This is a genomic window from Phaeobacter sp. CAU 1743 (assembly GCF_039839315.1).
Lineage (GTDB): Bacteria > Pseudomonadota > Alphaproteobacteria > Rhodobacterales > Rhodobacteraceae > Phycobacter > Phycobacter gallaeciensis_A.
In genome coordinates, this window is sequence record NZ_JBDOQR010000003.1 from 92,634 (window position 1) to 115,096 (window position 22,463).

Sequence of the window (22,463 nt, forward strand, 5' to 3'; positions counted from 1 at the left end):
CGGCCTGCGTTAAGGCGCAAGCCTTACCGGTCGTCTGGGGTCGCCCCAATCGAACTGCTGGTGAGAGGGGCGCGGTCGCGGCAAAGACCCCATGAAAGAAATCGGTTAATTCTCCGGTTTCTGTCCCGCCGAATTTCTGAGGTTTGCCACCTTGGACGTGTGGGATTTGTTACCGGATTGCGGGCCACGTTAAACACACCGCTAAAGAGGTCAGGACGCAAAGGAACCCCTTTCGCTTGGCCGAATGGGGTTTTTTATTGCGCCGACGCGCAGGAGTGTGTGCCATGAACGACACGAAAGACAGCAACTGGAACAGCCGCACCAAACTGGTGCACGGCGGCACCCGCCGCAGCCAATGGGGCGAGGTGAGCGAAGCGATCTTCCTGACTCAGGGCTTTGTCTATGACAGCGCCGAACAGGCCGAGGCCCGGTTCATCGAAACCGGCCCGGATGAGTTCATCTATGCCCGCTATGGCAACCCGACCGTGGCGATGTTCGAAGAGCGGATCGCCGCGCTTGAGGGCGCAGAGGATGCCTTTGCCACCGCTTCTGGCATGGCAGCGGTCAATGGCGCGCTGACCTCGCTTCTTAAGGCGGGCGATCACGTTGTGTCGGCGCGGGCGCTGTTTGGCTCTTGCCTTTATATCCTTGAAAACATCCTGACCCGCTTCGGAGTCGAAGTGACATTCGTCGATGGCACCGATCTGGAGCAATGGCGCGCTGCGGTACGACCGGACACCAAGGCGGTTTTCTTTGAATCCATGTCGAACCCGACGCTGGAAGTGATCGACGTGGCTGCGGTCGCGGAAATCGCCCATGCCGTCGGCGCGATGGTAGTGGTGGACAACGTGTTCTCGACGCCGGTCTTCTCTGACGCCATCGCACAAGGCGCGGATGTGGTGGTCTACTCGGCCACCAAACATATCGACGGTCAGGGCCGGGTTCTGGGCGGTGTCATCCTTGGCACACGCGATTTCATCCGCGGCACGGTTGAGCCCTATATGAAGCACACCGGCGGTTCCCTTAGCCCGTTCAACGCCTGGACGCTGCTAAAGGGGCTGGAGACGATTTCCCTGCGGGTGAATGCACAGGCCGAAACGGCGCTGCAGATTGCGACTGCCCTTCAGGGGCATCCGAAGCTGGCGCGCACGATCTATCCCGGCCTAGCCGATCATGCTCAGAACGCGCTGGTGCAGCGGCAATTGGGCGGTAAGGGCGGAACGGTCCTGTCGCTGGATCTGAAGGGTGGCAAGGAGGCGGCCTTTGCCTTCCTGAACGCCCTGACGATTCCGGTGATTTCCAACAACCTGGGCGATGCGAAATCCATCGCAACCCATCCGGCCACCACCACCCACCAGCGGCTGCCCGATGATCAGAAGGTGGCGCTGGGCATCACGCCGGGTCTGGTGCGCTTCTCGGTTGGGCTTGAGGATCCGGAGGATCTGATTGCGGATCTAACGCAGGCATTGGATGCCTGTGGCGGCTGAAGTCTTGGGGACGCTGCGGCCCGCGTTGTTCGCGGGCCGGGGCGGGCTTACTTGTGGTGCGGGGTCAGTTCCGGGCCGGAACCTGCCGTATTTGTCTGATCCATTTTGTGTTTTCCCGCGTAACAGAGTAATACTGAACATCGCTGCGCCCCGGGGCGTAGCAGCAGCGGAGGAAGTGGTCGTATGAATATCCATATGCGCGGCGTGGACGAGACACCGGACCGGACCGAGGCTGAGGCGGCTCTTGAGACGCTTCGCCAATGGGCCGCGACAGCCACCCAGACGGAAATTGCGCAGCTTGACCCAGCCGTTGCCCGGCTTCTGCCAGAGCGGGCGGTGCAGAACTACCCCGATCTGTCGCGCAACTACCCCGAGGATTTTGTGGCGGATGAGGGCTATCGCGCCACATTGCCCGACCTGCAGAACGGCCCCTCCAGCCTGATCCGGGGCGCCAATGAGCAGATCCAGCATGTGGGGATCTCCAACTTCCGTCTGCCGATTCGCTTTCACACACGGGACAATGGCGATCTGACGCTGGAAACCAGCGTGACTGGCACCGTCAGCCTTGAGGCCGACAAGAAGGGCATCAACATGTCCCGGATCATGCGGTCCTTTTACAAACACGCAGAAAAGACCTTCAGCTTTGAGGTGATTGAGGCCGCGCTTGAGGATTACCTCAGCGATCTCGGCAGCATGGACGCGCGCATCCAGATGCGGTTCTCCTTTCCGGTGAAGATCGACAGCCTGCGTTCGGGACTGTCGGGCTATCAATATTACGATATCGCGCTGGAACTGGTGGATCGGGACGGGGTGCGCAACAAGATCGTGCATCTGGACTATGTCTATTCCTCGACCTGCCCCTGTTCGCTGGAATTGTCGGAACACGCGCGTCAGTCGCGCGGGCAACTGGCAACCCCGCATTCGCAGCGGTCAGTGGCGCGGCTGTCGGTGCAGATCGACCCCGAGGCCCCCTGCCTGTGGTTCGAGGATCTGATCGATCATTGCCGCCGCGCGGTGCCTACCGAGACGCAGGTCATGGTCAAGCGCGAGGACGAACAGGCCTTTGCCGAACTGAACGCTGCCAACCCGATCTTTGTCGAGGATGCTGCGCGCCTGTTCTGCGAAGCCCTGCAAAGCGATCCGCGCATTGGCGATTTTCGCGTGGTGGCCAGCCATCAGGAAAGCCTGCACAGCCACGATGCAGTCAGCGTGCTGACCCAAGGGCCACTGTTTGCCGAAACCAGCCTTGATCCGGGGCTGTTCTCGACCCTGATCCATCGGGGGTAACAGGTTGGCAGCGGCGCACGTTGCGCCGCCTCCTGCCTGTTCCGGTATCACTCAAGCACGAATTTCCGCTGCAATGCCGCATTTTTTGCTGCGTTGCCGCATTCTCGTGTTAGCCTTCCATCAGGTCCGGACCCAGATGGCTACGGAATCCTTCTGCTGGCCAGATATCCATGCCGGATCTCTTTGATGTAAGGAGTTCCCGATGTTCTTTTCGCCTATCCTCCAAGATCAGCCTGCAACGCTGCCGCAATGGGTCGGCTATTCTGCCGGGACCCAATTGCGATGCTGGCGTGCGATGACGGCGCTGGCGGTTCATGCGCCTTACGAACAGATACGCCTGACGCATGTACTGTTGACCGCCGGAACGGCGGTGTTCAGACCGGCTGCTGTTGCTGCTCCGGCCCCGGCGCCGCAAAAAGCGAAAACACCTGCGAAACGGGCAACCGGCGAAAGTCCAGCCGCCAAAACCAAGACCCCTGCGCGGCGTCCGGCACGCAAAAGCAAAGCCGCCCTGGCGGCCAGGGCTACGGCGCGCAAATCGCCTGCTGCCAAACCTGCCGCAGAGAAACCGGTCGCGGCCAGACCCGCAACGCCCAAGGCGGCTGCTACCACAGCGACTGCGAGTAAGACTGAGAGCAAGGCTGCGGTCCGCAAGGCGACAACACCCAAGCCTGCGGCGACAACGCCTAAGTCGACAGCGGCAAAGACGACCGCGCCCAAAACATCGCCTGCTAAGCCTGCACCAGCGACACGAACACCCACCAAGACCGCAGCAGCAAAACCCGCACCGGCAAAAGCCTCCCCAACGAAACCTTCCTCGGCCAAACCTGCAGCAACAAAGCCCGCAGCGGATACTACTGCGGCCAAGGCGACAGCCAAGCCGTCCGCTGCGGCATCCACTCCGCCACAGGCGAATAAGGCTGAAGCCACCACAGCGGCACCGGCACAATCCACCGCGTCCAAGGCAAAACGTGCGCCGTCCAAGCCTCCGGCGCTGCCAGAGCGCTCCGCGGCAAAGAGTGACGCCGAGAAGGCATGACGCCGCCTTTGACTTGACACTTTGCGCAGGGGGCGCCAACGCTGCCCGTCATGTTGGATCTTCGCCCGGTCGCATATGTCATTGGCCTGTTGGTCGTCATTCTTGGCGCCATGATGGTCTTTCCGTTCCTGATCGATCTTTACGATGGGCAGGGCGAATGGCCGGTGTTTCTCGAAAGCGGCCTGATCACCATTCTGGCGGGCGGGCTGCTGGCGCTCAGCTGTGGTAATTCAGTGCGGCAGGGGCTCAGCATTCGTCAGACCTTTCTGCTGACCACTTCGGTCTGGGCGGCGCTGCCGGTGTTCGGTGCGATCCCGCTGATGATGGGGGCGACCGAGCTCAGCTTTACAGATGCGTTTTTCGAAGCGATGTCGGGGCTGACGACCACCGGGTCCACGGTAATCTCCGGCCTTGATGACCTGCCACGGGGGATCCTCTTGTGGCGGGGTATCCTGCAGTGGCTCGGCGGGATTGGTATCATTGTCGTCGCCATGGTGTTTCTGCCCGAGCTACGGGTCGGGGGTATGCAGATCTTCCGCTCCGAAGCTTTTGATACCTTGGGGAAGATCCTGCCCCGTGCGCAGACGATCGCACGTCAGATCTCGTTGATCTACGTGGCGCTGACGCTGCTGTGCATGGTGGTCTATGTGGTGCTGGGCATGGGGCTGTTCGATGCGCTGGTGCATGCCCTGACCACCATGTCGACCGGTGGCTTTTCGAATTACGATGCCTCTTTCGGCACCTTCTCCGGTCCGGCCGAATATGCGGCATCGTTCTTCATGATCATGGCGGCGCTGCCCTTCGTGCGCTACGTACAGCTGATCAACGGGCAGGGGCAGCCGCTGCTGCGCGACAGCCAGATCCGCGCCTTTCTGGGTACTATTCTGGTGCTGATCATCGTGACCGCCAGCGTGCTGCTCTATATCTTCCCGCACCACCCCGAGCAGGCGCTGCGCGAGGCGCTGTTCAACATCACCTCGATCATTTCCGGCACCGGCTATGCCAGCGTCGACTATATGGAGTGGGGCAGCTTCCTGATCATGGTGTTCTTTTTCATCGGTCTGATCGGTGGCTGCGCGGGTTCCACAGCCTGTTCGGTCAAGGTGTTCCGCTATCAGATCCTGTTTGCCTCGATCCGGGTTCAGATCCAGCGTATCCGCTCCCCCAACGGTATCTTCATTCCGCGCTTTGACGGACGCCCGGTCGGGCCGGATGTCCTCAGCTCGGTGATTTCCTTTTTCATGTTCTTCGTGGTGACGCTGGGGGTTGTGTCCTGGGGGCTGGCTCTGACAGGGCTGGACTTCATCACAGCCGTCTCGGGCGCGGCAACCGCAGTGGCCAATGTCGGGCCGGGGCTGGGCGATATCATCGGGCCTGCGGGCAATTTTTCCACCCTGAATGATGCGGCTAAATGGATCCTGAGCGCGGCCATGCTGATCGGGCGTCTGGAACTGATGGCGGTCTACGCGATCCTGACGTTGCGGTTCTGGCGCAACTGACACCGTGCCGGAGCTCTGGGGGCGTGTAAGGGGGATTGGGGCCTCAGGCAGGGCCCCCTGCGGCGGTTTGGCCCTTGTATTGCTACAATCCGCAGTCTTGCCCTGATCACGGACCTCCCCTATGAGGCGGTGATCGGAATCTGCGAGCGCACGGAGACGAATGCCCCATGCCCGTTCTAGTAATGAAATTCGGCGGCACCTCTGTCGCCAACCTTGACCGGATCCGGCGCGCGGCAAAGCGGGTCGGTGTCGAAGTGGCCAAAGGCTATGATGTCATTGTCATCGTCTCGGCCATGTCGGGAAAGACCAACGAGCTTGTTGGCTGGGTCAATGAAACCTCGCCGCTGTTTGACGCCCGCGAATATGACGCAGTGGTTTCTTCCGGCGAAAACGTCACCGCCGGTCTGATGGCGCTGACGCTGCAGGAAATGGATGTTCCCGCGCGCAGCTGGCAGGGCTGGCAGGTGCCGCTGAAGACGACCAGCGCCCACAGCCAGGCGCGGATCGAAGAAATCCCGACCGAGAATATCAGCGCCAAATTTGCCGAAGGCATGCGCGTGGCCGTTGTTGCCGGTTTCCAGGGCATCAGCCCCGAAGGGCGCATCACCACGCTGGGCCGGGGCGGTTCGGACACCACGGCGGTGGCCTTTGCGGCTGCCTTTGATGCAGAACGCTGCGATATCTACACGGATGTGGACGGCGTCTATACCACGGACCCACGCATCTGCGATAAGGCCCGCAAGCTTGACAAGATCGCATTCGAAGAGATGCTGGAACTGGCCTCTCTGGGGGCGAAGGTCCTGCAGACCCGCTCGGTCGAGCTGGCGATGCGCTATCAGGTACGGCTGCGCGTCCTGTCCAGTTTCGAAGAACAAAATGACAATGCTGGCACGCTGGTCTGTGCCGAGGAGGACATCATGGAATCCAACGTTGTGGCCGGTGTGGCCTATTCCCGCGACGAAGCCAAGCTGACCGTGCAATCGGTCGCCGACCGTCCCGGCATTGCGGCAACCATCTTTACCTGCCTGTCTGATGCAGGCGTGAATGTGGACATGATCGTGCAGGACATCTCGGACGAGGGCCGCACGGATATGACCTTTTCCTGCCCCACCGATCAGGTGGCGCGCGCCGAACAGGCCTTGCAGGAGAGCAAGGAAAAGGGCGATCTCAACTACGCCGAACTGGTCGCCGACAAGGACGTTGCAAAGGTTTCGGTCGTGGGGATTGGCATGCGCTCGCAATCGGGCGTGGCGGCCAAGATGTTCAAGGTCCTCTCGGATGAGGGGATCAACATCAAGGTCATTACAACCTCAGAGATCAAAATTTCCGTACTCATCGACCGGAAATACATGGAACTTGCTGTTCAGGCACTGCATGATGCCTTTGAACTGGATAAGGCAGCCTGATCGTGCGTGGGCTGCCTGGCACAATAACCACGTGAACAGGGCCCATGGTCGAAAGTACTGAATCCGAGAGCCGCAGGTTGCTAGGCCGCCTGCGCGAGGCCATGGCCGGGGATGACCCTGGCCAGGCCCGTCTGGACAAGATCACTCACCTGATTGCCGACAGCATGGGGACCGAGGTCTGCTCGGTCTACCTGTTCCGCGATGACGAGACGCTTGAGCTTTGCGCGACAGAGGGTTTGAACGTCGAATCCGTGCACCAGACCCGTATGCGGATTGGCGAAGGTCTGGTGGGCCGGGTGGCCAGATACGGCAAGGTGGTCAATACTCCCGATGCCCCGAACGCCAAGGGGTTCCGCTATATGCCGGAAACCGGCGAAGAGCGGTATTCTTCCTTCCTTGGCATTCCGATCCAGCGTCTGGGCGAGATGATGGGCGTGCTCGTCGTCCAGTCCAAGGAAGCGCGCGAATTCTCCTCTGATGCGGTTTACGCGCTCGAAGTGGTGGCGATGGTGATCGCCGAAATGGCGGAACTCGGTGCCTTTGTCGGGGAGGGCGCAGCCTTGTCTCCGATGCACCAGCAGCCGGTTCTGCTGAGTGCAACTGCCGCGCAGGAAGGCGCTGCCGAAGGCCATGTCTGGCTGCACGAACCGCGCGTCGTGGTAACCAACCCGATTGCCGATGATCCCCACCGAGAGTTGGAGCGCCTGAACGAAGCAGTGGAAGAGCTGCGCGTCGGCGTCGACAAGATGCTGAAGATCTCTGAAAACGGAGACAAGGATCAGCTGCAAGTTCTTGAAACCTATCGCATGTTCGCCAATTCCAAAGGCTGGATGCGGCGCATGGAAGAAGACATCTCGCGCGGGTTGAGCGCCGAGGCCGCGGTTGAAAAGGAGCAGTCCCAGGCCCGAGCGCGTATGTCTCAGGTGCAGGATGCCTACCTGCGGGAACGGCTGAGTGATCTTGATGATCTGTCGAATCGGCTGCTTAGGATTCTGACCGGGCAGGGCGCCGAAACCGGCGCCGATCTGCCAGTGGACCCGATTCTGATTGCCCGCAATATCGGCCCGGCAGAGTTGCTGGAATACGGCCGCTCGCTGCGTGGCATCGTGCTGGAGGAAGGCTCTGTCGGCTCGCACGCGGCGATCGTAGCGCGGGCATTGGCGATTCCTCTGGTGGTGAACGCCAAACGCATCACCACCGAGGCGCTGAACGGCGATCATATCATGGTGGATGGCGATCAGGGGGTCGTGCACCTGCGCCCGGATGAAACCGTGGTTAGCGCCTTTCGGGACAAGATCGCGATGCAGGCCGATGCCCAGGAGCGCTATGCCTCGATCCGGGAAAAACCTGCCATTACGCAAGACGAGCAACATGTCACCTTGCTGATGAACGCCGGGTTGATGGCGGATTTGCCGTCGCTCGAAGGATCCGGCGCCGAAGGGGTGGGGCTGTTCCGCACCGAGCTGCAGTTTCTTGTGCGTGATCAGATGCCTAAGCGGTCTGAGCTGGTGACGCTCTATCAGCGGGTTCTGGATGCATCGCACGGCAAGCGGGTGGTGTTCCGGACGCTCGACATCGGGTCGGACAAGGTTCTGCCCTATATGAAACCGACGGATGAGCCGAACCCGGCCCTCGGCTGGCGGGCGATCCGGGTGGGTCTCGATAAACCGGGCGTCATGCGCATGCAGCTGCAGGCGTTGATGCGGGCGGCCAATGGGCGGCCGCTGTCGATTATGTTCCCCTTTGTTGCGCAATTCGAAGAATACCGTGCTGCGCGCCAGGAGATCGACAAAACGCTGGAGCGCGAGCGAATCCTTGGCCACGCGCTGCCGGAACGGCTGGAAGTGGGGGCGATGCTGGAAACCCCCTCGCTGGCATTTGCGCCGCATAAGTTCTTTGAAGAAGTCGATTTTCTCTCGATCGGCGGCAACGATCTGAAGCAGTTCTTCTTTGCTGCCGACCGAGAGAATGAGCGCGTCCGCAAACGCTATGACACGCTGAACGTCAGCTTTTTGACCTTTATCGAGCAGATCGTGGAGCGCTGCGACCGGTTCGAAACACCGCTGAGTTTCTGCGGCGAAGACGCTGGGCGGCCGATCGAGGCTGTCTGTCTTGCTGCAATGGGTATCCGGACGCTGTCGATGCGGCCTGCTTCAATTGGGCCGGTCAAGTCTTTGTTAATGCGTGTTAACCTTTCGGATGTTCGCAAGATTATTTCGGACTCCCGCCACCGGGGCGATCAATCCGTAAGACCTGCTGTGATGCGATACCTGCGGGAACTCTGAGCGCGGCGACCTTCCTGACAGTAAACAATGGTGCGGCTCTGGAAACAGGGCCTTTTTCTGCTGGGTTGCCGCAGATTGGCCAGGCGCTTGTCCCATTAGCCGCTACAGTCAGCCGAACCGTTTGTGATGCTGGATTTTAGGGGAGAACAGGGGGGAATCAGATGAAACTGCGGGGGGATAAGGTTTGTCTAAAATATTAGCAAATTTGACGTGTGATCGTCCTTGGCCTCTCCAAATTTACAAAATTCAATGATTTTGACTGGTTCGCCAGATTCATTCAAATGTTGCCCACATGTTCATCCACAGGAGGGGCTTCTGTTCTGGCGAAGGTTCGAAGGATATCCGGTGAGGTCTGCGTCAGATTGGCAGTGGGGCGCCGGATCGCATACTGATGTGGCTCACGATCTCGCCAAACGGGATGTCTTATCCCAAAGTTATCCCAGGTTTATCCACATTAATGTATGATGCCTGTGTATTGATGTAAAAACACAAAAGGCAAACCAATCGGGGGGATAGGATCTCTGCACGCCCTGCAAATCTCAAATTATTTGCATTCAATTTTACCTTCTCTTGGTTGCTAAGTGGTAAACGACGGGCCCCGGAATGGGGCGTTTAAATTTCAAGTATGAAACTTTAAGCTTGAAGTGTTTGTCGTCTCGCTTATCCTGATCCCAACATAACAATCTCATGCGGAGGGTAGGATCATGAAAGTTGCCTGTTTGGGAGGTGGTCCCGCGGGGCTCTACTTCGCGATTTCAATGAAGCTGCGTCAGCCGGACGCTGATGTCACGGTGTTTGAGCGAAACAAGGCGGACGACACCTTTGGCTGGGGTGTTGTCCTTTCCGATGATGCGCTTGAAAATCTTACGGAAAATGACCCTGAAAGCGCCGCCGAAATCCGTCGGAACTTTGCCTATTGGGATGACATCGCGGTGGTGCACAACGGCGTGCGTACGGTGTCCGGCGGTCACGGGTTTGCCGGGATCGGGCGTAAGAAGATGCTGCTGATCCTGCAGGAGCGCGCGCGGGAGCTCGGGGTGAACCTGCAGTTTGAGACCGAGGTCGGACCGGCAGCGGACTATCAGGATGACTATGACATCGTGGTTGCCTGTGATGGGCTTAATTCCAGCGTCCGCAATGAGTTCGCGGAACACTTTAAACCCAATATCGACGTGCGCCCGTGCAAGTTTATCTGGCTGGGCACCCATCAGAAGTTCGATGACGCCTTCACATTCGTGTTCGAAAACACCAAACACGGCTGGGTCTGGATCCACGCCTACCAATTCGATGCGGATACGGCGACCGTGATCGTGGAGTGTTCGGCAGAGACCTGGGACAACTGGGGCTTTGAGGATATGAGCAAGGAAGAGATTATTCGCACCTGCGAAGAGATCTTTGCCGACCATCTGGGTGGCCACAATCTGATGTCCAACGCCGACCACCTGCGCGGATCGGCTGTCTGGATCAACTTCCCGCGGGTGCTGTGCGAAAAATGGCACCACGAAAACGTCGTGCTGCTGGGCGATGCCTCGGCCACGGCGCATTTCTCCATCGGCTCCGGATCGCGGCTGGCCTTTGACAGCGCCATCGCCTTGGCCGAGTTGCTGACGGTAGAACCGTCTATGGAACGTGCCTTTGAACGCTATCAGGACGAGCGGCGGCTTGATGTGTTGCGCCTGCAGTCAGCTGCGCGTAACTCATTGGAATGGTTTGAGGAAGTCGAACGCTATCTGGATATGGATCCGGTTCAGTTCAATTATTCTCTGCTGACCCGCTCGCAGCGGATCTCCCACGAAAACCTGCGTCTGCGTGATCCCGACTGGCTGAAATCCGCGGAGAAATGGTTCCAGGAGCGGGCGGGTGTTCCGGCGGAGGCGCCAGTGCGCGCGCCGATGTTTGCCCCCTATAAACTGCGCGACATGACGTTGGAAAACCGCATCGTCGTCTCCCCCATGGCGCAGTACAAGGCGGTGGATGGCTGTCCCACGGATTGGCACCTGATCCACTATGGTGAGCGCGCCAAGGGCGGCGCCGGAATGGTCTATACGGAAATGACCTGCGTCAGCGCCGAAGGGCGGATCACCCCTGGCTGTCCCGGTCTTTACGCGCCAGAACATGAAGCCGCCTGGACCCGTCTGACCGATTTCGTACATAGCGAAACCCGGGCCAAGATTTGCTGCCAGATCGGCCATTCGGGCCGCAAGGGTTCGACTCAGGTTGGCTGGGAAGTAATGGACGCGCCTTTGAAAGAGGACAACTGGGATCTGGTCTCGGCCTCACCCTTGCCTTGGTCCCCCAATAACGCCACCCCGCGCGAAATCACCCGCGCAGAAATGGAGGCCGTGAAGGCTGAATTCGTCGCTTCGGCCGAGATGGCAGAGCGCGCCGGATTTGACATGATCGAACTTCATGCGGCGCATGGTTATCTGATCTCCTCCTTCATTTCGCCAAAATCCAATATTCGTGAGGATGAGTTCGGCGGCTCCCTGGAAAACCGCCTGCGGTACCCGCTGGAGGTCTTCAAGGCGATGCGTGACGTCTGGCCTGCCCATAAACCGATGTCGGTCCGGATCTCGGCCAACGACTGGATCGGCGACGAAGGTGTGACACCGGAAGAGGCGGTCGAGATCGCCAAGGCCTTCTCTGAAGCAGGCGCCGATATTATCGACGTCTCTGCCGGTCAGACCTCGATCGACGCGAAACCGGTCTATGGGCGCATGTTCCAGACGCCGTTTTCGGACCGCATCCGGAATGAGGCAGGTATCGCGACCATGGCTGTCGGCAATATCTACGAGGCTGATCATGCCAATTCGATCCTGATGGCAGGCCGCGCCGATCTGATCTGTGTGGGGCGCCCACATCTGGCGGATCCCTACTGGACACTGCACGAAGCCACCCGGATCGGGGATCGACAGGCCGCCTGGCCGTTGCCCTACGAGGCGGGCCGGGATCAGGCCTGGCGTCTGGCGGACCGCGACGCAGAGGTGATCCGGGCATGAGTGTCGCGGGCAAACACGTCGTCATCTCTGGCGGTGGCTCTGGCGTTGGCGCCGAACTGGCGGCACAGTTCGCGGGCCAGGGCGCCCGCGTGACCATCCTGGGGCGCCGGATGGAGCCCCTGGAAGAGGTCAGCGCGGCGACCAAGGCCCTGCCGCTGACCTGCGATGTCACCGACCGCGCTGCCGTTGAGGCAGCGCTCACCGAGGCGGCGGCCAAGAACGGACCGGTCGCCATTGCCCTAGCCAATGCCGGGGCGGCGCCCTCCAAACCCTTTGACCGGATGAGCGCCGAGGATTTCGGCGCGGCTTTGTCGGTCAATCTGGCGGGGGTTTTCAACCTCTGGCAGGCGGCTCTGCCGGGCATGAAAGAGGCAGGCTGGGGCCGTATGATCGCCATCGCCTCGACCGCGGGGTTGAAGGGATACCCCTATGTTTCAGGCTATTGCGCGGCGAAACACGGGGTCATCGGGTTGACGCGGGCGCTCTCGCTGGAACTGGCACGCACCGGCATCACGGTAAATTCGATTTGTCCGGGTTTCATTGAAACGCCGCTCCTGCAAAGATCGGTGGATAATATCGTCGCCAAGACCGGGATGACCCCTGAGAAGGCGGAAAAATCACTGCGCGCCAGCAATCCGCAGGGTCGTTTCATCCAACCTGCCGAGGTTGCCGAAGCGGCGTTGTGGCTGGCAAGCGAGGGGGCGGGATCGGTGAACGGTTCTGCCCTGCCCATATCAGGAGGCGAGATCTGAACGTGGCGGAAACCTCAAAAGACAGATTGCGGCTGTGGCTGCGGGTGCTGAAGGCGACCCGCGCGGTGGAAAGCGAGATCCGCGAAAACCTGCGCCGCGATTTTTCGACCACCCTGCCGCGTTTCGATGTGATGGCAGCGCTGGTCCAGCACGAAGACGGGCTCAAGATGAGCCAGCTCTCTGGCGTGCTGAAAGTGTCGAACGGCAACGTGACCGGCATCATCGAACGTCTGGTCGAGGATGGCCACGTACAGCGTGAACCGGTGCCCGGTGATCGCCGCGCCAGCCTGGTGCGGATGACCGAGCAGGGCCGCGCCGAATTCGCACGGCAGGCCGAAGCGCATGAGGCCTGGATCGACAAGATGTTTGCGGATGTGCCCCCCGAGGCGGCCCAGACCATGGCCGAGGCGCTGGATGCTGTCGCCCGCCGTTTGGAAAACAAGGATGAAAGTCGATGATCAATACGGATACCAAACATTTTCTCTGCCACGTTGAAGATGGCATTGCGACCGTGTCGCTGGACCGGCCCGAGCGTAAGAACCCGCTGACCTTTGACAGCTATGCCGAGATGCGCGACTGGTTCCGCGAGTTGCACTATGACGATGACATCAAGGCGGTGATCTTTGCCTCCAATGGCGGCAACTTCAGCTCGGGCGGCGATGTACATGATATTATTGGCCCCCTCACCAAGATGAGCATGAAGGAACTGCTGGCCTTTACGCGGATGACTGGCGATCTGGTCAAGGCGATGGTGAACTGCGGCAAGCCGGTGATTGCGGCGATTGATGGTATCTGCGTGGGCGCCGGGGCGATCATCGCGATGGCGTCGGATCTGCGTATTGCCACGCCGGAGGCCAAGACGGCATTTCTGTTCACCCGCGTCGGGCTGGCGGGCTGTGATATGGGGGCCTGCGCCATCCTGCCCCGGATTATCGGTCAGGGCCGCGCGGCGGAGCTGCTTTATACTGGCCGTTCGATGAGCGCCGAGGAAGGCGCCGTCTGGGGTTTCCATAACAAGCTGGTCCCGGCCGAAGATTTGGCCGCAGAGGCGCGCCAATGGGCGACGCGGATCGCGGCGGGGCCGAATTTTGGTCACATGATGACCAAGACAATGCTGGCGCAGGAATGGTCGATGTCCATCGAACAGGCGATCGAGGCTGAGGCCCAGGCGCAGGCTATCTGCATGCAGACAGCGGACTTTGAACGCGCCTACCATGCCTTTGTAAACAAGGAAAAACCGGTCTTCGAAGGAGACTGAGTTCTATCGCCCGCCCGGTCTATGCCGCGGCGGGCTTCGCATTGACGGAGAAGAGCTGCACAAGACAGCCAAAGGGGAGTTTCATCATGGCGGACCGGACATTTCTGAACTGGCCATTCTTCGAGGACCGGCACAGAACGCTGGCAGCGGATCTGGATGCCTGGGCGGCCGAGACCGTCAGCGGGATCGACCATTCGGACACCGATGCCGCCTGCCGGGCGCTTGTGACCGCGCTTGGAGAGGGCGGCTGGGCGCAGCATTCCGGCGCGCCAGCCGGTGAAACCCTGGATGTGCGCAGCCTGTGCCTGATCCGGGAAACTCTGGCCCGTCACGATGGGCTCGCCGATTTTGCCTTTGCCATGCAAGGGCTTGGAACCGGGGCGATTTCTCTGTTCGGCAACGAATCGCAACAGGCAGAATGGCTGCCGCTGACCCGCTCGGGGCAGGCGATTTCGGCATTTGCGCTCACGGAACCGCAATCTGGTTCGGATGTGGCAAATTCCACAATGACAGCGACGCTGGATGGCGATGAATATGTGCTGAATGGAGAAAAGACCTGGATCTCAAACGGCGGGATTGCAGACGTTTACACCCTGTTTGCCCGCACCGGAGAGGGACCGGGCGCCAAGGGGTTGTCCGCCTTCATCGTCCCTGCTGGGCTGCCGGGGTTCGAGGTGGTCGAACGCCAGCAGGTGATCGCGCCGCACCCGCTTGCCACCCTGCGCTTCACCGATTGCCGGATCCCGGCAAGCGCGATGATCGGCGGACCGGGGCAGGGGTTCCGGATCGCCATGTCGGTTCTGGACGTCTTCCGCTCTACCGTTGCGGCCGCGGCGCTTGGCTTTGCCCGCCGGGCGCTGGACGAGGCGCTAAGCCGTGTCACCAGCCGCCAGGTGCAGGGCGCGCCTCTGTTCGATCTGCAGATGGTGCAGGGGCATATCGCCGATATGGCGCTGGATGTGGATGCGGCGGCTCTGCTGGTCTACCGTGCCGCCTGGACCAAGGATTCCGGTGCCGCCCGCGTGACCCGCGAAGCGGCGATGGCGAAGCTCTTTTCCACCGATCAGGCGCAGCAGGTCATCGACAAGGCGGTGCAGCTACACGGCGGAGATGGCGTGCGCCACGGTCAGAAGGTCGAGGAACTTTACCGCGATATCCGCGCCTTGCGCATCTATGAGGGCGCATCAGACGTGCAGCGAGTGGTGATCGCGCGCCAGACCCTTGGCGCCTTTGAAGGAGGCAACTGAGATGCTGGGACCGACTGCACATAGCGACACCTTCACCCGCGATAACCTGCCACCTGCGGACCAGTGGCCGGACTTTCTGCTAGAGGGCTTCGACTATCCGGAACGGCTGAACGCCGCGGTCGAGCTGACCGATGCCATGGTGGAAAAGGGGTTTGGCGATCACACCGCCCTGATCGGCAACGGACGCCGCCGCACCTACAAGGAACTGTCGGACTGGACCAACCGGCTGGCCAATGTGCTGACCGAGGATCTCGGCGTTAAACCGGGCAATCGGGTGCTGATCCGCTCAGCCAACAACCCGGCCATGGTGGCCTGCTGGCTGGCCGCGACCAAGGCGGGCGCGGTGGTGGTCAACACCATGCCGATGCTGCGCGCCGGGGAACTGGCCGCAATCGTCGACAAGGCCGAGATCAGCCACGCGCTCTGCGATACGCGGCTGATGGATGAGCTGGTCTCCTGCGCCAAGACCTCGGACTTCCTGACCTCGGTGGTTGGCTTTGATGGCACCTCCAACCACGATGCGGAACTTGACCGTCTGGCGCTGGAAAAACCGGTGACCTTTGATGCGGTTGAAACCGGGCGCGATGATGTAGCGCTGTTGGGCTTTACCTCGGGCACCACGGGATCGCCCAAGGCGACCATGCATTTCCACCGCGATCTTCTGATCATCGCGGATGGCTATGCGCGCGAAGTGCTTGATGTGCAGCCCGAGGATATCTTTGTCGGCTCGCCGCCGCTGGCCTTTACCTTTGGCCTTGGCGGATTGGCGATTTTCCCGCTGCGCTTTGGCGCTGCCGCAACGCTTTTGGAAAATGCATCACCGCCAAATCTGATTGAAATTATTGAGAAATACAAGGCGACTGTCTGCTTTACCGCGCCCACTGCCTATCGGGTGATGCTGCAGGCGATGGAGGACGGCGCCGACCTGTCGTCCCTGCGGGCGGCTGTTTCGGCCGGCGAAACCCTGCCGGCGCCGGTCTATGATGACTGGATGGCGAAGACCGGCAAGCCGATGCTGGACGGCATCGGTGCCACCGAAATGCTGCATATCTTCATCACCAACCGGTTCACCGACCACAAGCCCGCCTGCACCGGCAAACCCGTCTCAGGCTATCAGGTTCGGGTGCTGGACGCCGATGGGAATGAGGCACCGCGCGGAGAAATCGGCCGTCTGGCGGTCAAGGGACCCACGGGGTGCCGTTACATGGCGGACGCGCGCCAGAAAACCTATGTCCAGGACGGCTGGAACGTCACTGGCGACAGCTTTGTAATGGATGAAGAGGGTTACCTGCATTTCGCCGCCCGCAATGACGATATGATCATCTCCTCCGGCTACAATATTGCCGGCCCCGAGGTGGAAGCCGCGCTTCTGGCGCATGAAGCCGTTTCTGAATGCGCTGTCGTCGGCGCCCCGGACGAGGCGCGCGGCCAGATCGTCGAGGCGCATGTGGTGCTGACCGCCGGGCATATGCCCTCTGATGCGCTGGTCAAGCTGTTGCAGGACCACGTGAAGGCGAGCATCGCGCCTTACAAGTACCCGCGTTCAGTGGTTTTCACCAAAGCTCTGCCCAAGACGGAAACCGGAAAGATCCAAAGGTTCCGCCTGAAAGGTTGATCCTTCTGGGGCTCTTGTCCCGAAGGTGGGGCAAGGGCTGTCCATGAATGGCGCGGAATGCAGGTTTGGCCTTGTGCTTGGAAATGAATCACGCTACTCCCAGCGCCACACCACAAAGACCTTGGCGACAGGGCAAAAGGCGAGTTGGCGGAGTGGTGACGCAGCGGATTGCAAATCCGTGTACACCGGTTCGATTCCGGTACTCGCCTCCAATCCTCCACGGCGACAAATTTTCTGAAAACAAGCAGATGCCCGCCAGTAGGCATGCGTTTGTCATGGCTTGCCGATCGATTGGCTGTTGTTACTCGCTGTCGGCGGCGGCAATGGCCTTTGCGATCAGGGCCGCGGTGCTGGGAAGGGCGCCGACAACCGGCAGAACCTGTCCCTCGAACGCGGCGCTGGCAAGCGCTTGTGGAATATCCTCGCGTACATGATCACCGGCCTGAGCGAAAAACGGCAGGCATAGGGTCCGGCGGGGCAGGGCGCGTGCGATCGTGTCGATGCCGGGGGCTTGCTCCACAAAGGCGGGGCTGATCTGGGCGCCGGGTAGAAGGGCGCGCAAGTGGGTGGCGAATGCCTCTGCGGCTTCGGCTGCCTTTGGGCCGCGGGCGGAGCCATGCGCGGCGAGCAGCACGGAGAGGTTGTCCTCGACCCATCCGGCCTCTCTTTGCACGTCTTGCAGGGCAGCTGCGGTCAGACCGGGCAGGGAGGGATCCAGCCCAAAGGGGCAGGCCATGGTGTAATCACGTCCCGACAGCCGCTCGGGCAGGACCTTTGCGGTGAACCAGCCGCGTGCCATGAAAAATGGGTAGATGATCGCGCCGTCTGTCATCACCGCATCGAGCCTGCCGGGATTGGCCAGGGTGGCGGAGCGAATATCCCAGCCGGGGAGGAATGCCGCAACCTCTGCCGCCAGGGCGGCAAAGGCTTGTTCCGGCGGCTCAGGCGCCGAAGGTTGCCCGTGGGATGTCAGAATGGCGGTCTTTGTGGTCATGGAGGCAGTTTCCAAGGCAGCGATTGTGGCGGCAAAACGATGGCGTAGGGTGACAATTAGGGCCGCTCAGGCGCCTGTCTATCCTGATTGTGACAAAGGCCGAAAGATCAGAGCCGCAGCCGGTTGCACATTGATGGGAGATGACCGCTGGAGCGGGCGTGTGCTGCCCTTAGGTTCGGGCAAGAATTCCACGCAAGCCCCTTTGATATAGAAGTTTTCGCGCCAGGAGGGGCGCGCATCCCTTATCCTGGGTTTTGTGGTCAAGAAGGTGGTTGACCTCACCTGCGGCTTCAAATAAATCACGGATTACTCTGAGCGGGTATGGTGAAATGGTATCATAAGAGCCTTCCAAGCTTAAGGTGCGGGTTCGATTCCCGCTACCCGCTCCAGAAACTCCCCCAAGCATAGATTTTCTGATTTACCGGCACGGTCTTCTGTTGATTGGTCACAGTTTCAGGGGCCGTTTGCCACTTTTGACAAGGTGTGCGTCCAGATGCCCTTGGGCGGAACGCTTGACCTGCGGGGCCTTGAGGGCCATGAACCACACTGGACCGCAAGGCTCATGGCTTTGCCAGGAAATTGTCATAAGGATCAGCAATGGCGCGCAAGACGGCAGCCCCGAACGCGAAAGAAGAGCGGCAAAGTTCGCGCAAAATCGGAGTGCTGGCGGCGCTGTGGCCTTTCATGCGCCCCTACAAGGCGCTGATGTTCGTTGCCACCTGCGCGCTGGTCCTGACCGCAGGCGTGTCGCTGAGCCTGCCGCTGGCCGTGCGCCGGGTGGTGGACAACTTCCGTATTTCCGACAATGCGTTGCTGAACCAGTATTTCATGGCCGCCTTGGCGATGGCGGCCCTTTTGGCTGTGGGCACCGGCCTGCGCTATGCGCTGGTGACGCGGCTGGGTGAACGGGTAGTGGCTGATATCCGCAAGGCGGTGTTCGACCGTGTCATCGGGATGAGCCCCGTGTTCTACGAGCGGATTATGACCGGCGAGGTGCTGAGCCGGATCACCACCGATACCACGCTGATCCAATCGGTTCTCGGCTCTTCCGTTTCCATCGCCCTGCGCAATATGCTGCTGTTTGGCGGGGGGCTGTTCCTGATGCTGCTGACCTCGGCCAAGCTGACCGGTCTGGTGCTGCTGATCGTCCCTGCCGTCATTGTGCCGATTCTGGTGCTGGGACGGCGCTTGCGAGCTATCAGCCGCGAAAACCAAGACTGGATCGCGGCCTCCTCTGGCAATGCCGGAGAGGCGCTGGGTGCGGTGCAGACCGTGCAGGCCTTTACTCATGAGGACGCAAGCCGCCTGCAATTCGCGCAGATGACCGAAACCTCCTATGACGTTTCGCGCAAGCGGATCCGCACGCGGGCGTTTCTGACAGTCATCGTGATCTTCCTGGTGTTTTCCGGCATCGTCGGGGTGCTGTGGATGGGCGCCATCGACGTGCGCGCCGGTGTGATGACCGAAGGAACCCTGATCCAATTCGTCATCTACTCGGTTCTGGTGGCGGGCTCCGTCGCCGCCCTGTCGGAAATCTGGAGCGAATTGCAACGGGCGGCCGGGGCCACCGAACGGCTGGTCGAGTTGCTGAATGCCGAGGATGCCGTCAACGATCCCAGCGCGCCCAAGGCGCTGGTTGAGCCGGTGAGCGGCGAAATCAGTTTTGAAAACGTGATGTTCCGCTATCCCGCGCGCCCCGATGTGCTGGCGCTGGACGATGTTTCTCTCTCCATCGAACCCGGTGAAACGGTGGCCTTTGTCGGCCCGTCGGGCGCAGGCAAGACGACGATCATTCAGCTGATCCAGCGGTTTTATGACCCGAACGCGGGTGCGGTGCGCCTGGATGGTGTTGTGCTCAGCGATCTGCGCCGGGATGCCTTCCGCAAACATATCGCCATGGTGCCGCAGGATCCGATTATCTTTGCCGCCTCGGCGCGGGAAAACATCCGCTTTGGTCGCCCTAATGCCACTGATGCAGAGGTCGAAGCCGCCGCCCGCGCCGCTGCTGCGCATGATTTCATCTCGGCCCTGCCGGAAGGCTATGACAGCTATGTGGGCGAGCGCGGTGTGATGCTGTCTGGTGGTCAGAAACAGCGGATCGCCATCGCCCGGGCCATCCTGCGCGATGCGCCTGTTCTGCTGCTGGACGAGGCAACCTCGGCGCTGGATGCCGAAAGCGAGCGTCTGGTGCAGGCTGCCGTGGATGAGCTGAGCCAAGGCCGCACCACGCTGATCGTGGCGCACCGGCTTGCGACGGTGAAAAAGGCTGATCGCATCGTGGTGATGGAGGAGGGCCGCATCGTGGCCACCGGCACCCATGATGCGCTGGTTGCCGAAGGCGGGCTTTACGCGCGTCTGGCGCGTCTCCAGTTCACTGACGGGCTTGCCGCCGAGTAACCTTCCTGCACGGACACATTCCGCCCCACGGGCCGGTTTCCCCTTCGTAAGCTAATGATTTGTCGCAGCGTTAAATGCGCCCCTGCCTTGACGTGACCCTTGCGCTGCGCTTGCACAGCGCGGGTTTTACAACCATCTTGATCGTAGGAGATAATCCCCCGGGACAGGGGGCAGGGGAGGAAAGCAATGGCGTTTGCCACAGTGGAAGATTGCAAGGCAGTTGAAAACGAGATGCCGTGGGAGGCGCGGGACCTGCCGACCACTCTTTACGGGTTGCTGGACCGTACGGCAGGCAAGTTTCCGACCAATAATGCAATCAGCTATCAATTGTTTTCTGGCCCGAACGACAAGGCGGAAACCCTGAACTGGAGCCAGCTCAAGGATCAGGTCACCCAGGCGGCCAATCTGTTCCGCGAGCTGGGCGTCGGAGAGAAGGACGTTGTCGCCTATATCCTGCCGAACTGCACCGAAACGCTGGTGACCATGCTGGCGGGCGCCGTTGCGGGGATCGTGAACCCGATCAACCCGCTCTTGGAGCCGGAGCAGATTGCTTCGATCCTGCGGGAAACCAACGCCAAGGTCGTGGTAACGCTCAAACCCTTCCCGAAGACCGACGTGGCCCAGAAGGTGGCCGAGGCGGTGCGCCATGCGCCGCATGTGAACACCATCCTTGAGGTGGACCTGAACCGCTATCTGACGCCGCCGAAATCCTGGATCGTGCCCCTGGTGCGGCCCAAGCTGGAGAATAAGGCGCAGCTGGCCCACGCCGATTACAAGAGCTTCACCAAGGAAATGCGCCGTCAGCCCACCACGCTGCAGTTTGCCGACGGCACCGAGGACCGCGTCGCCTGCTATTTCCACACTGGTGGTACAACCGGCATGCCCAAGGTGGCGCAGCACACCTATTCGGGGATGATCTACAACGGCTGGATCGGGCATAGCCTGCTCTTTACCGAAGAGGACAACATCATGTGTCCGCTGCCCCTGTTCCACGTCTTTGCCTGCCATGTGATCGTGATGGCAGCAGTGGCCTCGGGCGCGCATGTGGTTTTCCCGACGCCGCAGGGCTATCGCGGCGATGGCGTGTTCGACAATTTCTGGAAGCTGATCGAACGCTGGAAGATTTCCTTTATCATCACCGTGCCGACCGCGATCTCGGCCAAGATGCAGCGCCCGGTTGATGCGGATGTGTCGACGGTGAAAACGGCCTTTTCCGGCTCGGCGCCGCTGCCGGTCGAACTGTTCCGCCGGTTTGAAAAGGCCACCGGCGTCAATATCGTCGAAGGCTACGGTCTGACCGAGGCCACATGCCTGGTGTCCTGTAACCCGGTGGATGGCGAAAAGAAGATCGGCTCGATCGGGATTCCGTTCCCCTATACCGATGTGAAGATCATCAAATCCACTGCCGATGGACTGGTGGAATGCGGCACCGACGAGGTCGGGGAGATCTGCGTGTCTAACCCCGGTGTCTATGCGGGCAATACCTATACCGAGGGGGAAAAGAACGCTGATCTCTATTTCCACGATAAATATCTGCGCACCGGCGATCTGGGGCGTGTCGATGCCGATGGTTATGTCTGGATCACCGGGCGGGCCAAGGACCTGATCATCCGAGGCGGTCACAATATCGATCCCGCCGAGATCGAAGAGGCGCTGCTCGGGCATGAGGCCGTCGCCTTTGCCGGGGCGATCGGACAGCCCGATATTCACGCTGGCGAGGTGCCTTGTGCCTTTGTGGAACTGGTCGATGGTGCCAGCGCCACGGCTGAAGAACTGATGGATTACTGCAAGGTGCACATCCACGAACGCGCAGCGATCCCGAAACATCTGACGGTGCTGGACGAACTGCCGAAGACGGCCGTTGGCAAGGTGTTCAAACCGGACCTGCGCAAGAATGCCATCACCCGGATCTACAACGAAGCGCTGCTGAAGGCGGGGCTGCCGACCCGCGTTGAAGCAGTGATCGACGACAAGAAGCGCGGCCTTGTCGCGCAGGTCGAGGCCAACGGTGCCAGCGATGGCGAAATCGGTCAGGTTCTGGGGGGCTTTACTCGCCCGTGGGAGCATCTGCCGCAGGATCAGGGCTGACTCTGGTCGGATATCAGAATTCTGCACAAAGCGCCTGAAAGGGCGCTTTGTGTCGTTTTGGGCATTCCCTTCCTGCCATGGCGTGGCCTAGGGTTTGCCTCAGCAGGCAA

General features: G+C 60.6%; 14 protein-coding genes, 2 tRNA genes and 1 riboswitch. Of the genes, 15 read left to right on the forward strand and 1 reads right to left on the reverse strand.

What is annotated here, in order from left to right; all coding sequences use genetic code 11:
- Nucleotides 1–149 precede the first annotated feature (149 nt).
- Nucleotides 150–226: riboswitch (SAM riboswitch) on the forward strand.
- A gap of 58 nt (nt 227–284) precedes the next feature.
- The 12 genes from metZ (at nt 285) to AAFO90_RS02220 (ending at nt 17,086) form a co-directional block, all read left to right on the forward strand.
- Nucleotides 285–1,487 (forward strand): O-succinylhomoserine sulfhydrylase, encoded by a 1,203-nt coding sequence (gene metZ, locus AAFO90_RS02165; RefSeq protein WP_347508351.1) that lies wholly within the window; start codon nt 285–287, stop codon nt 1,485–1,487.
- 183 nt (nt 1,488–1,670) lie between these two features.
- Complete coding sequence (gene folE2 / locus AAFO90_RS02170; protein ID WP_065270833.1) at nt 1,671–2,774, forward strand: GTP cyclohydrolase FolE2; 1,104 nt, start codon at nt 1,671–1,673, stop codon at nt 2,772–2,774.
- A gap of 1,089 nt (nt 2,775–3,863) precedes the next feature.
- On the forward strand, nt 3,864–5,312 hold the full coding sequence (locus tag AAFO90_RS02175) for a TrkH family potassium uptake protein (RefSeq protein WP_347508352.1): 1,449 nt from the start codon (nt 3,864–3,866) through the stop codon (nt 5,310–5,312).
- A gap of 167 nt (nt 5,313–5,479) precedes the next feature.
- On the forward strand, nt 5,480–6,718 hold the full coding sequence (locus AAFO90_RS02180) for an aspartate kinase (protein ID WP_065270830.1): 1,239 nt from the start codon (nt 5,480–5,482) through the stop codon (nt 6,716–6,718).
- A 44-nt stretch (nt 6,719–6,762) separates the two neighbouring features.
- Complete coding sequence (gene ptsP / locus AAFO90_RS02185; protein ID WP_065270829.1) at nt 6,763–9,003, forward strand: phosphoenolpyruvate--protein phosphotransferase; 2,241 nt, start codon at nt 6,763–6,765, stop codon at nt 9,001–9,003.
- A 704-nt stretch (nt 9,004–9,707) separates the two neighbouring features.
- Nucleotides 9,708–12,002, forward strand: a complete 2,295-nt coding sequence (locus tag AAFO90_RS02190) for a bifunctional salicylyl-CoA 5-hydroxylase/oxidoreductase (RefSeq protein WP_274828311.1) — start codon at nt 9,708–9,710, stop codon at nt 12,000–12,002.
- Nucleotides 11,999–12,754, forward strand: a complete 756-nt coding sequence (locus tag AAFO90_RS02195; RefSeq protein ID WP_065270827.1) for an SDR family NAD(P)-dependent oxidoreductase — start codon at nt 11,999–12,001, stop codon at nt 12,752–12,754. The genes AAFO90_RS02190 and AAFO90_RS02195 overlap by 4 nt, the downstream gene beginning before the upstream one ends.
- 2 nt (nt 12,755–12,756) lie before the next feature.
- Entirely contained in the window at nt 12,757–13,212 is a 456-nt protein-coding gene (locus AAFO90_RS02200; protein ID WP_065270826.1) for a MarR family transcriptional regulator, read from the forward strand.
- A complete protein-coding gene (locus AAFO90_RS02205) occupies nt 13,209–14,012 on the forward strand; it encodes an enoyl-CoA hydratase family protein (protein WP_347508353.1) in 804 nt (267 codons plus the stop codon). The genes AAFO90_RS02200 and AAFO90_RS02205 overlap by 4 nt, the downstream gene beginning before the upstream one ends.
- Nucleotides 14,013–14,098: 86 nt before the next feature.
- Nucleotides 14,099–15,259: an acyl-CoA dehydrogenase family protein gene (locus tag AAFO90_RS02210; protein ID WP_347508354.1), complete on the forward strand. Its 1,161-nt coding sequence runs from the start codon at nt 14,099–14,101 to the stop codon at nt 15,257–15,259.
- Between the two features lies 1 nt (nt 15,260).
- Nucleotides 15,261–16,874, forward strand: a complete 1,614-nt coding sequence (locus AAFO90_RS02215) for an AMP-binding protein (protein WP_347508355.1) — start codon at nt 15,261–15,263, stop codon at nt 16,872–16,874.
- Between the two features lie 138 nt (nt 16,875–17,012).
- Nucleotides 17,013–17,086 (forward strand) — tRNA-Cys (locus tag AAFO90_RS02220).
- 89 nt (nt 17,087–17,175) lie between these two features.
- Here AAFO90_RS02220 and AAFO90_RS02225 read toward each other — a convergent pair.
- Nucleotides 17,176–17,868, reverse strand: a complete 693-nt coding sequence (locus tag AAFO90_RS02225; protein WP_347508356.1) for a CbiX/SirB N-terminal domain-containing protein — start codon at nt 17,866–17,868, stop codon at nt 17,176–17,178.
- Between the two features lie 315 nt (nt 17,869–18,183).
- Between AAFO90_RS02225 and AAFO90_RS02230 the strand changes: the two genes are divergently transcribed.
- The 3 genes from AAFO90_RS02230 to AAFO90_RS02240 all read left to right on the forward strand — a co-directional run bounded on the left by AAFO90_RS02230 (nt 18,184) and on the right by AAFO90_RS02240 (nt 22,353).
- Nucleotides 18,184–18,257: transfer RNA gene (locus AAFO90_RS02230), tRNA-Gly, on the forward strand.
- Nucleotides 18,258–18,465: 208 nt separating this feature from the next.
- The gene (locus tag AAFO90_RS02235; protein ID WP_347508357.1) at nt 18,466–20,265 is read left to right on the forward strand and encodes an ABC transporter transmembrane domain-containing protein; all 1,800 of its coding nucleotides are present in this window, start codon (nt 18,466–18,468) and stop codon (nt 20,263–20,265) included.
- Between the two features lie 186 nt (nt 20,266–20,451).
- Nucleotides 20,452–22,353 (forward strand): acyl-CoA synthetase, encoded by a 1,902-nt coding sequence (locus AAFO90_RS02240; RefSeq protein WP_347508358.1) that lies wholly within the window; start codon nt 20,452–20,454, stop codon nt 22,351–22,353.
- Nucleotides 22,354–22,463 lie beyond the last annotated feature (110 nt).